Origin of the sequence: Actinomadura rupiterrae, assembly GCF_024172125.1 — a bacterium.
In the GTDB taxonomy this organism is placed as follows: Bacteria; Actinomycetota; Actinomycetes; order Streptosporangiales; family Streptosporangiaceae; genus Spirillospora; species Spirillospora rupiterrae.
In genome coordinates this window covers 85,866-98,710 of the sequence record NZ_JAMZEA010000020.1, presented here as the reverse complement: position 1 = coordinate 98,710, position 12,845 = coordinate 85,866, and the positions used below count along the sequence as shown (strand labels likewise).

Below are 12,845 nucleotides of genomic sequence, written 5' to 3'. Positions count from 1 at the left end.
CCTTGACAAAACCGACACTCAGGATTCACGTGCGAGTACAAGAGCTACGCATGGCCGCATTCGGCCACAACTGCATTTGCCCAGGAAGCCGGAGCTATGCGGCAGTCTTGGGTCTTGCCAGGCTTGCATCTCTACTCGCCAGGCTGCTAAGCGCCCACACGGGCAAGTCCGTGAGACTCGTGGCAGTGCTGGAGCCCTCCGACCGGACGGGCCACAGCCGGGGTCGCGCGAGGGCATCCGCCCGGCCGGAGGAGACTACGAACCGTCCGCCGGACGATCGTGCCGATGCCCGTCCACCTCACCCGAGAACCCCGCCAGTCGAAGAGCCTGTTCGATTTCGGCCACGCCCTTAACCCCCAGGTGACGCGCGTCCTCCAGCTTGCTCGCGGACGCCAGCGCCGCCACCTCACCCACCGTGGACGGAGCATCCAACTTGCTCCAGTTCTCGAACCGCCGGAGCGCGTTGAACGCCCGCGACGACAACCCCAGGCACTTGAGCGGGCAGTCCGGACGCACCGGTCCGTCATGCGCCGCCGAGTCCGTCTCGGCACCCTCCAGATCCTCCAGCAGCGCCGCCGCCTTGCTCCGTGCCGCCGTCACCGCGTCATCCACCGTGCCCTTGAAGAACCGGTCCGACAGGCTCTCGCGCACCGCTTCCTCAACCAGCGCCGCGCACACCTCCGCCGGAACCCACCGACCCGCCATCACCACCCCCACCCCCGCGCCCGCAGCCGTGTCAGCGCCATTCCGAGCCCGTCCGGCGTCTCGCCCTCCACCAGCCGACCCAGCCCCGGTCCCGGCACGTACGCCCACCAGTGCCCGGTATGCGGCCCCCACCAGAACCACAGCCCCGGAAACCGCTCCCGCAATCCCTCCGCCGCTGCCCGCCGCATCACCGCCACCGGAACATCGGCCGCCGTGTCCGCCGCGCTCATGCTCTCCGAGCGGATCACTGGTCCCGGTCCTGTCCTTCCGAGCCCTCCCCGGCCGCCAGCAGCGCGGTCCGCAGCCCCTCCGCCGTGTCCTCATCGAACGCATCGCGCTCGTTCAGCGCCCGCCACGGCAGCGGCCCCCGCAGCGCCCACCAGCGGCCCCGATCGCTGACGAGAAACCTCCAGCGCGGGAAGTCCGCGCCAAGCTGAGCAAGCGCCTGACCTGTGGCATTGCTGTGCTCCGCCATGGGGAAACCTCCGCCTGCGGTTGGCCTTCCGATAAGGGCGTGACCAGCCTCGCAACTGCGGCTACGTTGGGCTACGAACCGTGCACCACCCCGCCGCAACCCCGGATGCCAGATCAACGAAACCCCCGACCGGTTCTCACCTCCGGAGGGCCGATGCCAGCGCAGCGCGACCCCTACGCCTCTCCCGCGATCAAGGCATTCGCCAACGAGCTGACCGCCTACCGCGACCAGGCGGACCTCAGCATCAGCGAACTGGCGAAGATCCTCGGATACACACCCCAGTTCGTCGGCCAGGTCGAAGCCTGCAAGAACAAGCCCTCCAAGAAGTTCGCCGAGGACTGCGACACGCACTTCAAGACCAACGGCGTGTTCGTCCGGCTATGGAAGAACATCGACGAGACGCAGGACCTCACGACGCTCCCACCGGGCTTCACCGACTACGTCGGGCGCGAGGCATTGGCCGACAAGCTGCACGTCTACTGCGCGCTCCTGGTCGACGGGCTCTTCCAGGTCGAGAGCTATGCGCGCGCGATCATCAGCGCCAGCCGAACCGGGGATGTTGACGACCTGGTCGCCAAGCGGATGGAACGCGGTCTCATCTTGGAGCGCGAAAACCCGCCCCAGGTTTTCCTCATCCTTGATGAAGGCGTCGTCCGTCGCGCGATCGGAGCCCCGGCGATCATGCGCGACCAGCTCAAGCACCTGTTCGCGCTCTCGTTCAACCCGATGATCCAGCTTCAGATCGTCCCTTACCGGACTCACTACCACCCGGGTCTCGGCGGAAGTCTGACGATCTTGGGTTTCCCGGATGCCGCGAGCGTCGGTTACACCGAGTCCGCCGGAATCGGGGTGCTGGTGGAACAGCCCGAGGGGGTCACCGGGTTGGCCATGCGTTATGACTTGCTCCGAGGCCACGCCCTCAACATGGAGGAGTCGCGTGCCATGATCAAAGATGCGATGGAGAACTATGATCGACAAGCAGCCGATCACGTGGCGGAAGAGTAGCCGCAGCGACCACCAAGGCGGACAGTGCATCGAAGTCGCCGCCCTCGTCCCCATGGTCGCCATGCGAGACTCCAAGGACCCGGACGGGCCCAGGCTCATCCTCGCGCCGACCGAATGGCGAAGCCTCGCGCAGCGAATCCAAGCCCGCTAGCAGCGCTCCCCGGAACACCTCAGGGCCCTCGACCGCCAATCGGTCGGGGGTTTTGCCGTCCGGCGTGTTCAGAGTTTCCCTACACAGGTCAAGCGCGCGCCTTCCGGCGCGCACTGTCGCTGCTCCGGCGTCACCGTCCCCGGTTCCGATCCACACGCCGAACGTCCCTCTCGGCTGCGTGATGCCGGTTCGCGGAACCGTCGCACGCCGTCCGATCGCGGGACGGAACGAGCGGGGCCCCCACCCCACTCGTCCGCCCGCTCCGAACGCCGCGACGGTCCGCTCCCGGCTCCTCGCACCGATCGTGCCGCCGCCTCATGGCCGTCACCGCCTCCGGTACCTCCGGTTCACTCAGCGCGCGCCCTCCGTCGCACTGTGCCTGCGCGGGACTCTTCACCGCCGTCCCAGCCCTATAGGTCAGCACTCATGCCGTCCGCTCATCGCCCATCAGGTGGTCAATGTGCTGCTCCTTCGGTTCCCAACCAACCCCGCCCCCACCCTTACGGGGATGCCGCTTCCAGCGGCTAGCAGTACCTGAAAGAGCTTGGGCGACCCTCGGCCGGCGAACCTTGACCACTCCGGCGCAATCTGAGGTCAGCGCGCTATCGCGATCATTGAGCGTGCGCGCGGACGGCCGGATGCGGCCTTGACCGGGGACCCCGTAGCGGCCCGCACCCCGGGTGTGACCGGGCAGCCCGCGAGGCCACCCGTTCGCCGCGCCAGGCTAGGCGGACCGCAACCCCGATCAAGGCCGCATCCGTCCGTCCCACCCTCCGCCCTGTCACACTGGACGCAGCGCAGGAGGACCGGAGATGCCCAGCCAGCCGCAGCCAGACGACGCCGCGCGCGTCGCCGCACTCGCCGAGCAGTTCAAGCGAACCGGCGAGGTCCGTTGCCGGTGCCAAGATGCCGAGGAACGCGAACGGCTACGCGCTGAGGCCCGCCGCGCCGCCCGTCAACTGGGCCGCCCGGTCCGCACCTACGCCACTGACAGCGTCGTTCTCGCCGTCCTTACTGACTGGCCCGCGAACGCGCTCGAATCCAGACTCACCGAGAGCCGTGCCCGGAACGCCATGGACCGCGCCTTCAGGAATGAGCCGTGACCAGCGCGAACACGCACGGGCCGTGGCCCGCGTATGGCCCGCGAACAGCGAGCCACGGCCGACAATGGTGAGCGCCAGTGAGACAAGATCAACGATGCAGTGCCCTGACGAAGCCGCGAATCGGCAGGTCAGGAGGTTTTTCTGCACATGGGAGAGGCGGCACCCCGCCGTGCGGAGGCCGCCCCTTCCAGCTGTATGTTCACTTGTGGGTAACATCACCCCGAACCAGATTCGGTCTCTGACGTAAGGTGCTGCTTATGGACCTGAACGGAGTATCCGCCGTCGTCTCCGGCGGTGCGAGCGGCCTCGGCGAGGCCACCGCGCGCGAGCTGGCCGCGAACGGCGTCAAGGTGGTCGTCGCGGACCTGAACGAGGACAAGGGCAAGGCCCTCGCGGACGAGCTGGGCGGCGTGTTCGTCAAGACCGACGTGTCGGACGCGGCGCAGGTCGAGGCGGCCGTCCAGGCGGCGGTCGACACCGGCGCCCCGCTGCGGATCATCGTGAACTCCGCGGGCATCGGCTGGGCCGAGCGCACGGTCAACCGCGACGGCTCCCCGCACAGCCTGGAGACCTACTCCAAGGTCATCCAGGTCAACCTGATCGGCACCTTCAACCTGATGCGGATCGGCGCGGCGGCCATCGCCAAGACCGAGCCCGCCGACGCCGACGGCCTGCGCGGCGTCGTCATCAACACCGCGTCCATCGCGGCGCTGGAGGGCCAGACCGGCCAGCTCGCCTACTCGGCGTCCAAGGGCGGCATCGTCGGCATGACGCTGCCCGCCGCCCGCGACCTCGCCGCCGTCGGCGTCCGGGTCAACACGGTGTGCCCCGGCATCATCGACACCCCGATCTACGGCGAGGGCGAGGCCGCCGAGGCGTTCAAGGCCAAGCTGTACGCCCCGGTGCCGTTCCCGAAGCGGATGGGCAAGCCCAGCGAGTTCGCGCACCTGGTGCGGTCGCTCATCGAGAACGACTACATGAACGGCGAGACGGTCCGGTTCGACGGCGGCATCCGCTTCCAGCCCAAGTGAGGCCCTGAATGTCCGAAGCTGTACTGGTCGAGGAGGACGGGGCGGTCCTCGTCATCACCATCAACCGCCCGGAGGCCCGCAACGCGGTCAACGGCGCGGTGGCGCAGGGCATCGCGGCCGCCCTGGACACCCTCGACTCGCGCAAGGACCTGTCCATCGGCGTGCTCACCGGCGCCGGCGGCACCTTCTGCGCGGGCATGGACCTCAAGGGCTTCCTCACCGGGGACAACCCGGTCGTGGACGGCCGCGGGTTCGCCGGGATCGTGGAGCGCCCGCCGGCCAAGCCGCTGATCGCGGCGGTCGAGGGCTACGCCCTGGCGGGCGGCTGCGAGATCGCGCTGTCCTGCGACATGGTCGTGGCGGCCGAGGGCGCCACGTTCGGGCTGCCCGAACCCAAGCGCGGCCTGGTCGCGGCGGGCGGCGGCCTGCTCCGGCTGCCGCAGCGCATCCCGTACCACATCGCCATGGAGATGGCGCTGACCGGCGACAAGTACCCGGCCTCCCAGATGGCCGGGTACGGCTTCGTCAACCGGCTCACCGCGGACGGCGGCGCGCTCGCCGCGGCCAAGGAGCTCGCGCTCAAGGTCGCCGAGAACGCCCCGCTGGCGCTCGCCGCCACCAAGAAGGTCATCGTCGAGTCGGCCGACTGGTCGGCGGACGAGGCGTGGAAGAAGCAGAGCGACATCGTCATCCCGGTGTTCGGATCCAAGGACGCCCAGGAGGGCCCGGCCGCCTTCGCCGAGAAGCGCAAGCCGGTCTGGACGGGCGAGTGACACCCGCCCGCACCCGCACCACCTGACCGTCCGGACGCCCGGGGGCCGCAAGCCCCCGGGCGTCCGCACGTCCAGAGGCGTCCGCGTGACCGAGGGCCGCCGCGGCGTCCGGATGTCTGGGGTGGGTGTTGTTGGTGGGGTTGTCTTACTTCCGAGTAAGTCATCCCGTACTCTTTTCGCGTTCCGACCGATCTCCGGGAGTGGGTGCGCATGCGCTGGACCGCGGTTCTCAGCACGGCCGTCGCCGCGGGGTGCGGCGCGTCGCTCGTCGTCGCCGCCTCGCCGGCCGCGTTCGCGGCGGGCTGGCGCAACGTGGGCGGCGGCGCGGCCCTGAAGTACTCCGGCAGCCTCGACCGGGTGGACTTCGCGGGCAAGGACGTCGGCTGGGCGGTCGGCTCCAAGGGCGCCGCGCCGAAGTCCGGCAGCGTCCCGGCGCCGAACCCGGTGATCGCGCGCTACACGGCCAAGGGCTGGGCGGCGCAGGCGAGCCCGGTCAAGTTCAGCCCGATGGACGTCGCGGTCTCGTCCGCGAGCAACGCCTGGGCCGTCGGCTACGGCACCTGGATGAACCCGATCGCGATCCACTGGAACGGCAAGAAGTGGGCGAAGGTCGGCTACGGCGCGCCCGCCGTGCCGTTCCAGGTGTCCGCCGCGTCCGACGGGACGGCCTACTCGACCGCCGGGATCACCTACGCGGCCGGTGTCAGCGCCGTGCTGCGCTGGAACGGCTCGTCCTTCGTGGACGCGAAGGTCCCGCTCCCGCAGTCCACCACGATCACCACCGTGGACGTCCGCAACAAGAAGGACGTGTGGCTCGCCGGGACGACCACCGCCGATGGGCGCAAGATCACCGGCCTGGTCCTGCACTACGACGGGACGTCCTGGAAGCGGATCAACGTCCCCGGCGAGTTCGGCGTGAACGCCTACCAGGCGATCATCTACCGGATCGTCGCGCTGTCCCCGACCAGCGTCTACGCGATCAAGGATGCGCAGGCGGCGCAGACCACCAACGCGCTGCTGCACTGGGACGGCAAGACCTGGAAGTCGTACACGACCCCGCTCAACACCGCGCCGCTCGGCATCTCGCCGGACGGGCGCGGCGGCGTGGTCGTCCTCCCGGCCGTCAACAACGGCAAGTCCCGCTACCTGCACTTCAACGGGAAGACCTGGACGACCTTCTACGGCCCCGCCCGCAAGGGCACCGTGCAGGTCACCGACGTCGACCAGCGTCCCGGAACCAAGGGCGTCGTGAGCGTCGGCGTCGCCAGCTCGGGCAGCACGCGGACGCCGTTCATCGAGCTGTTCGGCTGAGCCGGGCCGCCCCCCCAGCCCCCGGGCCGCCCCCAGCCCCCGGGCCGCCCCCAGCCCCCGGGCCGACCCCCTCCAGCCTCCGGAGACGCGCGGCTCCGGAGGCTGAACGTTCTCTCAAGGGACTCTCGGTGCGTGTTCAGGGTCCCTTCAGGTTCGCCTGGAACCCTCTGGGAACATTGGACGAGGGGGTTCTTCTCAATTGGCAGAGCGGACGGTGACCATGGCCGGCAGGACGCCCGAGGCGGTCCTGCTGGTGGTCGAGGACGAGCCGAACATCCTCGAACTGCTGGCCGGGAGCCTGCGCTTCACCGGCTTCGAGGTCGTCACCGCGACCAACGGCGCGGACGCGGTGCAGGCCGCGCGGCGGCACCGCCCCGACCTGATCGTCCTGGACGTGATGCTCCCGGACATCGACGGCTTCGACGTGGCCCGGCGGCTGCGCTCGGGCGGCGACCACACCCCGGTGCTGTTCCTCACCGCGCGGGACGCCGTCCAGGACCGGATCAAGGGCCTCACGATCGGCGGCGACGACTACGTCACCAAGCCGTTCAGCCTGGAGGAGGTCATCGCCCGGATCCGCGCCGTGCTGCGCCGGTTCCGCGGCGGCGTCTCCGAGCCCCCGCCGCGGCTGGTGTTCGCCGACATCGAGCTGGACGAGGACACCCACGAGGTGTGGCGCGGCGGCAAGGTCATCCAGCTGTCGCCGACCGAGTTCAAGCTGCTCCGCTACTTCATGGCGAACGCGGGCCGGGTGCTGTCCAAGGCGCAGATCCTCGACCACGTGTGGAACTACGACTTCCGCGGTGACGCCGGGATCGTCGAGTCCTACGTGTCGGCGCTGCGGCGCAAGGTCGACAACGTCGAGCCGCGCCTCATCCACACCCTGCGCGGAGTCGGCTACGTCCTGCGCGAACCGCCAGACCAGGGCTGATGAACGCGCCCGGCCACGCCTCGGCTCCAGGGGGACCCGACCGTGACGGCGCGCCGCCGCACGACCCTGCTCGCCCCTCCGTCCTGCTCGACTCCGGCCCCTTCGAGGTCTCGGGGCTCGTCGGCGCGTCCGGCGGGCCCGGCGGGCCCGCGCATCCGGCGGCTCCGGCGGGCGGGCAGCCGCCGCCGCCCGGCACCCCGCCGCCCCACGGCGGCGCGGGGTTCCCGGCGCGGGTGAGGCGGACGTACCAGCGCGTCCCGCTGCGGGTGAAGCTGGTCGTCGGGATGCTCGTCCTGGTGGCGCTCGGCCTGACCGTGATGGGCGCGGCGGGCAGCGCGGCGCTGCGCGGCTACATGATCCAGCAGGCGGACGTGCAGGTGCAGGGCACCGCCGAGAAGGTCCGCAGCCTGATCATCGGCCACCGCAACATGAACTACCGCGTGCCGGACAACATGGTCGTCCAGATCTGGACGGTCCCGACGGAGGCCGGGCCCACCAACGAGGCGCTCGGCAGCGGCGTCGACTCGCGGACCTCGCCGGCGTTCGGCACCCGCGACCTCGCGCACCGGGTCGGCGAGATCTCCACGGTGACCGGCAAGGACCGGAGCACCAAGTGGCGGGTGCTCGCGTTCACCGAGCCGAACGGCGACATCGTCGTGATCGGCCGGAACCTGAAGGACGTCCACGACACCGTCCGGCAGCTCGTCACGATCGACATCACCGTCGGCATCCTGGTGCTCGGCGGGCTCGGCGCGCTCGCGGCCCTGGTCGTCAGCGCCAGCCTGCGCCCGCTGCGGACGATGGAGGCGACGGCCGAGGCGATCGCGCGCGGCGACCTGTCCCGGCGCGTCCCGGACGCCGACCCGGCCACCGAGGTCGGGCGGCTCGGCGCGTCCTTCAACTCGATGCTCGGCCAGATCGAGGCGGCGTTCGGCGCGCAGGCGCGGTCCGAGGCGGCGGCCCGGCGCTCGGAGGAGGCCGCGCGCCGCTCCGAGGAGAACGCGCTGCGGTCCGAGGAGCGCATGCGCCGCTTCGTCGCGGACGCCTCGCACGAGCTGCGCACCCCGCTGACCGCGATCCGCGGGTTCGCCGAGTTCTACCGGCAGGGCGCGGCCCGCACGCCCGAGGAGCTCGACCGGCTCATCGGACGCATCGAGGAGACCGCCGCGCGGATGGGCCTGCTCGTGGAGGACCTGCTGCTGCTCGCGCGGCTCGACCGGCAGCGCCCGGTGGAGCGGCGTCCGGTGGACCTGCTCGCGGTCGCCGCCGACGCCGTCCAGGAGACCCGGGTCGTCGCGCCGGACCGTCCGATCGACCTGGACGTGGAGGGGAGCATCGCCTACCAGATCCTCGGCGACGAGCCGCGGCTGCGGCAGGTGCTCGGCAACCTGCTCACGAACGCGGTCGTGCACACCCCGGACGGCTCGGCGATCGAGGTCCGGCTGCGTCCGGGCACCCTGAACGGCGCGCCGGCGGCCGTCTGCGAGATCGCCGACCACGGCCCCGGCCTGAACCCCGAGCAGGCCGAGCGCGTCTTCGAGCGCTTCTACCGCGCCGACAAGGCGCGCAGCCGCGAGGACGGCGGGACGGGCCTCGGCCTGGCCATCGTCGCCGCGCTCGTCGCCGCGCACGAGGGCCGCGTGGAGGTGGACGCGGGCCCCGGCACCGGCGCCACCTTCCGCGTCATCCTCCCCCTGGCGCCGGACTGACGGACGCGCCGGGGAACCGTTCGAGCTCGCCGGGCCGGCGGGCGCCAGGGAACGGTCCGCATTCAGAAGACTTTCAGGCTGACTCCAGGACCGTCTCAGACCCGTCGCCCATTCTGGAGAAGACGGAACGACAGGGGGGCACCGGATGGGCCACGACCAGCAGGACTCCGATCCTTGCCAGGACGGTCCGGACGCCCAGCGGCGGCCGGACGCCCACCACCTCCCAGTCGGACCTCCCTATACGGCGCGGCGGAACCCCGAACCGCCGTTCGCCGAAACCGGGCCGCCGTCCGGATCCGCTGAGCCATCCCCGTGGCGAGGCTTCCCGGACGCGCCCACCTCGGTCCGGGACGGCTTGATCCCCGTCGAGCCGTCCCGGACCGGACCGAACCCCGTCCCGCCCGCGAGCGCGGGGCAGTACCTCGGGCCGTTCGGCGGCGGCCACAGTGCAGGCTGGCTTCCGCCGGGCGGTCCGGTTCCCTATGCGACCCCGATGCCGCCGCAGGGCTCCTCGTGGGGCTGGACGATGCGGCGCAAGCTCGCCCTCCTCGGCGCCGCCGCGGCGGTCGCGCTCGGAGCGGGCGGCGTCGGCGCGGCCGTCACCGTGAGCCTCACCGGGGGCTCGGACGACGGCGGCACCCCGGCCGCGGTGGCCGGGGTCTCCACCAAGGGCGACGCGACGACCGCGCAGGTCGCCAAGGCCGTCCAGCCGTCGGTGGTGTCGATCCAGACGGTCGCGACGTCCGGCGAGGGCACCGGCTCCGGGATCATCCTGCGCGCGGACGGGACGATCATGACGAACGCGCACGTGGTGTCCGGCGCGCGCCAGGTCACCGTGAAGTTCAGCGACCGGCGGACCGCGCCGGCGCGGATCCTCGGCATCGACCGGCAGCACGACATCGCGGTCATCCAGGCGCAGGGCGCGTCGGGGCTGCGCCCGGCCGTCCTCGGCAACAGCTCCCGGCTCGCGGTCGGCGACCCGGTGCTCGCCGTCGGCAGCCCGCTCGGCCTGGACGGCTCGGTCACGTCCGGCATCGTGTCGGCGCTCGGCCGCAGCATCCAGGAGGGCGGCGACGGCGGCGACGACGGCCAGGACGCGCCGCCGTTCATGCAGGGCCGCTTCACCCAGCAGCAGAGCACCGTGATCAGGAACGCGATCCAGACCGACGCGGCGATCAACCCGGGCAACTCGGGCGGCGCGCTGGTCAACGGCGCCGGCCAGGTCATCGGCGTCAACACCGCCATCGCCACCTCCGGCGACGGCTCCGGCAGCATCGGCGTCGGCTTCGCCATCCCGGTCAACGACGCCCGGAAGGCGGTCAACCAGATCATCACGACCGGCTCGATCTGAGCCGGCCGCGGGACTCACCGCGGGACGCGTCCGGACAAGGGCTCTGGGGGGAGCGGGCGGACGGGCGCGGCCCCGGCGGTGAAGACGGGTCGCCAGGGATCCCCGTCCCCGGCGTCCCGGTGGGAAGGAGCGCGGCCGCGCGGGCTTGAGGGAGCCCGCGCGGCCGCGCGCCCCTTTGCCGGGGCGGGCGATATTGGCGCGACATGATCCGCGTCGGGCGGGGATAATCACCGCATGCCCGGCATCATCAACGTCCGCGACTCGGTCTTCATCCCGGAGGCCGAGCTGACCTGGCGCTTCTCCCGATCGTCCGGGCCCGGCGGGCAGCACGTGAACACCAGCGCGACCGCCGCCGAACTCTCCTTCGACGTCGCGAACTCGCCGTCCCTGTCCGAACCGCTGCGCGCCCGCGCGCTGGAACGGCTCTCCGGACGGCTCGTCAACGGCGTCCTGTCGATCCGCGCCGAGGAGTACCGCTCGCAGGCCCGCAACCGCGACGCCGCCAAGACGCGCCTCGCCGCCGTCCTGTCGGACGCGATCGCGCCGCCGCCCAAGAAGCGCATCCCGAAGAAGATCCCGCGCGGCATCAACGAGCGCCGCCTGGAGAACAAGCGCCGCCGCTCCGACGTCAAGCGCAACCGCTCAGGCCGCTGGTCCTGACCTCCGGAACGTCCTAGCGGAGTTCGCGGACGGCTCGGAGGGCGTCCTTGCGGACGGGGCCCTTGAGCGTGTCGATGTAGACCTTGCCGTTCAGGTGGTCCGTCTCGTGCTGCAGGCAGCGCGCGAAGTAGCCGGTGCCCTCGACGCGGACGGGCTCGCCGTCCCGGCCCTGCCCCTCGACGACGGCGCGCGCGTGGCGCGGCGTGGGGAAGCGGTGGCCGGGGAAGGACAGACAGCCCTCGTCCTCCACCAGGAGCTCGCCGTCCGCCTCGACCAGGCGCGGGTTCGCGACGAGCCCGGTGTGGCGGCGCCCCTTGTCGTCGTTGCAGTCGTAGACGAACAGCCGCAGCGGGACGCCGATCTGGTTGGCGGCGAGGCCCGCGCCGCGCTGCTGGGTGAGCGTGGCGAACATGTCGTCGACCAGGCGGTGCAGGGAGGCGTCGAAGGCCCGCACGGGGTCGCAGTCGGTGCGCAGCACCGGATCCCCGAGCAGGCGGACGGGACGAACAGCGGCCATGCCAGCACCCTACGACCCCCACTCCCCAGCCCCGCCCCCGGCCGGCCGCCGGTCCTCGGGGAGGACCGGCGGCCGGAGGGCTGGTTGTTCTGTTGGAGGCCGGAGGCTTTAGTCCAGGTCGTCGGACGGGGGCTCGGCGTCCCGGGCGGTGGCGGGCGGGACGGGCTTGGTCTGCGGCGGGACGGACGGCTCGGACGGCTTGTCGTCCAGCGGGGACGGCGCGGCCGGGGCGTGCGGAGCGTGCGGCGCGGGCGGGGCCGGCGGGGCCTGGCGCGGGACGGCGGAGACCGGCTTGGCGACGACCGGCTCCGGCGGCGCGGGCGGCGGGGCCTGGTGCTGCGGCTGCGGCTGGTGCGGCTGCGGCATCGGGCGCTTGCGGGCGGCCGGGGCGCGGACGGCGTCCTCGACCATCTTCTCCAGCGGGCCCGCCTCGTTCTCGGCGGTGAGCAGCCGGTGCAGCGTCTCGGAGATCTCGGTGAGGCGCTGGAGCGCCTGCGTGTGGTTCTTGGTGAGGTGGTTCAGCCGCTGCGTGGCGCCCTCGTTGATGACGTTGGAGCGGCGCTCGGCGGAGGTGAGCGTGCGCTCGGCCTCCAGCCGCGCGCTCGTCACGGTCTGCTCCGCCTCCTGCTTGGCCGCCGACAGGACGCTGTCGGACTCCTTCTTCGCGGACGCGAGCACCTGGTCGGCCTTCTCGCGCGCGTGCGCGAGGTCGCGCTCGGCGTGCCCGCGGGCCTCCTCGAGGATCCGCTTGGACTCGTGCTCGGCTTCCTTGCGGATCTGGGCGCCCTTGCCCTCCGCCTCGTTCAGCTTGTCCTTCGCCTCGTCCTCGGCGAGGTTGATGATCTGCCGCAGGCGGTCGGACAGGTCGTCGCCGGTGGGCTTGCGCGCCTCCCGGACCTCGGCCATCTCCCGGCGGGTGCGCTCGACGTCGTCGAGGGCGCGGGCCAGCCGGGCCTCCAGCTCGCGGATCTGGTTCTGGCTGCGGGCGATGAACTCGTCCACCTGGCGGCGGTTGTAGCCGCGCATGACGATCTCGAAGGATTCCTCGCGCAGGAGGTTCGGCAGGATTTCCGCGTCGTTGCTCATGATGCCTTGGGGGTCGGTGGCGGGGGGTGATGATCAC

14 protein-coding genes are annotated in these 12,845 nt (G+C 71.6%); 10 read left to right on the top strand and 4 right to left on the bottom strand.

Annotated features, from left to right (window positions below; all coding sequences use genetic code 11):
- Positions 1-255: 255 nt before the first annotated feature.
- Positions 256-717 (bottom strand): DNA-directed RNA polymerase subunit alpha C-terminal domain-containing protein, encoded by a 462-nt coding sequence (locus FHU30_RS44715; protein ID WP_253883809.1) that lies wholly within the window; start codon positions 715-717, stop codon positions 256-258.
- Between the two features lie 232 nt (positions 718-949).
- A complete protein-coding gene (locus FHU30_RS44710; protein ID WP_253883808.1) occupies positions 950-1,180 on the bottom strand; it encodes a hypothetical protein in 231 nt (76 codons plus the stop codon).
- A 153-nt stretch (positions 1,181-1,333) separates the two neighbouring features.
- Here FHU30_RS44710 and FHU30_RS44705 point away from each other — a divergent pair, with 153 nt between their 5' ends.
- The 10 genes from FHU30_RS44705 to arfB all read left to right on the top strand — a co-directional run bounded on the left by FHU30_RS44705 (position 1,334) and on the right by arfB (position 11,205).
- Positions 1,334-2,185: a helix-turn-helix domain-containing protein gene (locus FHU30_RS44705; RefSeq protein ID WP_253883807.1), complete on the top strand. Its 852-nt coding sequence runs from the start codon at positions 1,334-1,336 to the stop codon at positions 2,183-2,185.
- The gene (locus tag FHU30_RS44700; RefSeq protein WP_308211513.1) at positions 2,133-2,336 is read left to right on the top strand and encodes a DUF397 domain-containing protein; all 204 of its coding nucleotides are present in this window, start codon (positions 2,133-2,135) and stop codon (positions 2,334-2,336) included. Before FHU30_RS44705 ends, FHU30_RS44700 begins: the two co-directional genes overlap by 53 nt.
- 812 nt (positions 2,337-3,148) lie before the next feature.
- Positions 3,149-3,439: a hypothetical protein gene (locus FHU30_RS44695; RefSeq protein ID WP_253883805.1), complete on the top strand. Its 291-nt coding sequence runs from the start codon at positions 3,149-3,151 to the stop codon at positions 3,437-3,439.
- A gap of 257 nt (positions 3,440-3,696) precedes the next feature.
- The gene (locus FHU30_RS44690) at positions 3,697-4,470 is read left to right on the top strand and encodes an SDR family oxidoreductase (RefSeq protein WP_253883804.1); all 774 of its coding nucleotides are present in this window, start codon (positions 3,697-3,699) and stop codon (positions 4,468-4,470) included.
- A gap of 8 nt (positions 4,471-4,478) precedes the next feature.
- A complete protein-coding gene (locus tag FHU30_RS44685) occupies positions 4,479-5,243 on the top strand; it encodes a crotonase/enoyl-CoA hydratase family protein (protein WP_253883803.1) in 765 nt (254 codons plus the stop codon).
- A 210-nt stretch (positions 5,244-5,453) separates the two neighbouring features.
- Complete coding sequence (locus FHU30_RS44680; protein WP_253883802.1) at positions 5,454-6,554, top strand: hypothetical protein; 1,101 nt, start codon at positions 5,454-5,456, stop codon at positions 6,552-6,554.
- 220 nt (positions 6,555-6,774) lie between these two features.
- Positions 6,775-7,485, top strand: a complete 711-nt coding sequence (locus FHU30_RS44675; RefSeq protein ID WP_253883801.1) for a response regulator transcription factor — start codon at positions 6,775-6,777, stop codon at positions 7,483-7,485.
- Positions 7,485-9,194 carry a sensor histidine kinase gene (locus tag FHU30_RS44670; protein WP_253883800.1) on the top strand — a complete coding sequence of 570 codons (1,710 nt, stop codon included), beginning with the start codon at positions 7,485-7,487 and terminating at the stop codon, positions 9,192-9,194. Before FHU30_RS44675 ends, FHU30_RS44670 begins: the two co-directional genes overlap by 1 nt.
- A 145-nt stretch (positions 9,195-9,339) precedes the next feature.
- On the top strand, positions 9,340-10,545 hold the full coding sequence (locus tag FHU30_RS44665; RefSeq protein WP_253883799.1) for a S1C family serine protease: 1,206 nt from the start codon (positions 9,340-9,342) through the stop codon (positions 10,543-10,545).
- A 234-nt stretch (positions 10,546-10,779) separates the two neighbouring features.
- The gene (gene arfB / locus FHU30_RS44660) at positions 10,780-11,205 is read left to right on the top strand and encodes an alternative ribosome rescue aminoacyl-tRNA hydrolase ArfB (RefSeq protein ID WP_253883798.1); all 426 of its coding nucleotides are present in this window, start codon (positions 10,780-10,782) and stop codon (positions 11,203-11,205) included.
- Between the two features lie 13 nt (positions 11,206-11,218).
- Here arfB and def read toward each other — a convergent pair whose 3' ends face one another.
- Complete coding sequence (gene def, locus FHU30_RS44655) at positions 11,219-11,722, bottom strand: peptide deformylase (protein ID WP_253883797.1); 504 nt, start codon at positions 11,720-11,722, stop codon at positions 11,219-11,221.
- Positions 11,723-11,830: 108 nt separating this feature from the next.
- Positions 11,831-12,808: a DivIVA domain-containing protein gene (locus FHU30_RS46785; protein WP_301324537.1), complete on the bottom strand. Its 978-nt coding sequence runs from the start codon at positions 12,806-12,808 to the stop codon at positions 11,831-11,833.
- Positions 12,809-12,845 lie beyond the last annotated feature (37 nt).

Bases quoted from the DNA above. Each gene is read 5' to 3' on its own strand.
- FHU30_RS44710 (WP_253883808.1), bottom strand. From the start codon at position 1,180: ATGGCGGAGCACAGCAATGCCACAGGTCAGGCGCTTGCTCAGCTTGGC.
- FHU30_RS44705 (WP_253883807.1), top strand. From the start codon at position 1,334: ATGCCAGCGCAGCGCGACCCCTACGCCTCTCCCGCGATCAAGGCATTC.
- FHU30_RS44700 (WP_308211513.1), top strand. From the start codon at position 2,133: ATGCGATGGAGAACTATGATCGACAAGCAGCCGATCACGTGGCGGAAG.
- FHU30_RS44695 (WP_253883805.1), top strand. From the start codon at position 3,149: ATGCCCAGCCAGCCGCAGCCAGACGACGCCGCGCGCGTCGCCGCACTC.
- FHU30_RS44690 (WP_253883804.1), top strand. From the start codon at position 3,697: ATGGACCTGAACGGAGTATCCGCCGTCGTCTCCGGCGGTGCGAGCGGC.
- FHU30_RS44685 (WP_253883803.1), top strand. From the start codon at position 4,479: ATGTCCGAAGCTGTACTGGTCGAGGAGGACGGGGCGGTCCTCGTCATC.
- FHU30_RS44680 (WP_253883802.1), top strand. From the start codon at position 5,454: ATGCGCTGGACCGCGGTTCTCAGCACGGCCGTCGCCGCGGGGTGCGGC.
- FHU30_RS44675 (WP_253883801.1), top strand. From the start codon at position 6,775: ATGGCCGGCAGGACGCCCGAGGCGGTCCTGCTGGTGGTCGAGGACGAG.
- FHU30_RS44670 (WP_253883800.1), top strand. From the start codon at position 7,485: ATGAACGCGCCCGGCCACGCCTCGGCTCCAGGGGGACCCGACCGTGAC.
- FHU30_RS44665 (WP_253883799.1), top strand. From the start codon at position 9,340: ATGGGCCACGACCAGCAGGACTCCGATCCTTGCCAGGACGGTCCGGAC.
- arfB (WP_253883798.1), top strand. From the start codon at position 10,780: ATGCCCGGCATCATCAACGTCCGCGACTCGGTCTTCATCCCGGAGGCC.
- def (WP_253883797.1), bottom strand. From the start codon at position 11,722: ATGGCCGCTGTTCGTCCCGTCCGCCTGCTCGGGGATCCGGTGCTGCGC.
- FHU30_RS46785 (WP_301324537.1), bottom strand. From the start codon at position 12,808: ATGAGCAACGACGCGGAAATCCTGCCGAACCTCCTGCGCGAGGAATCC.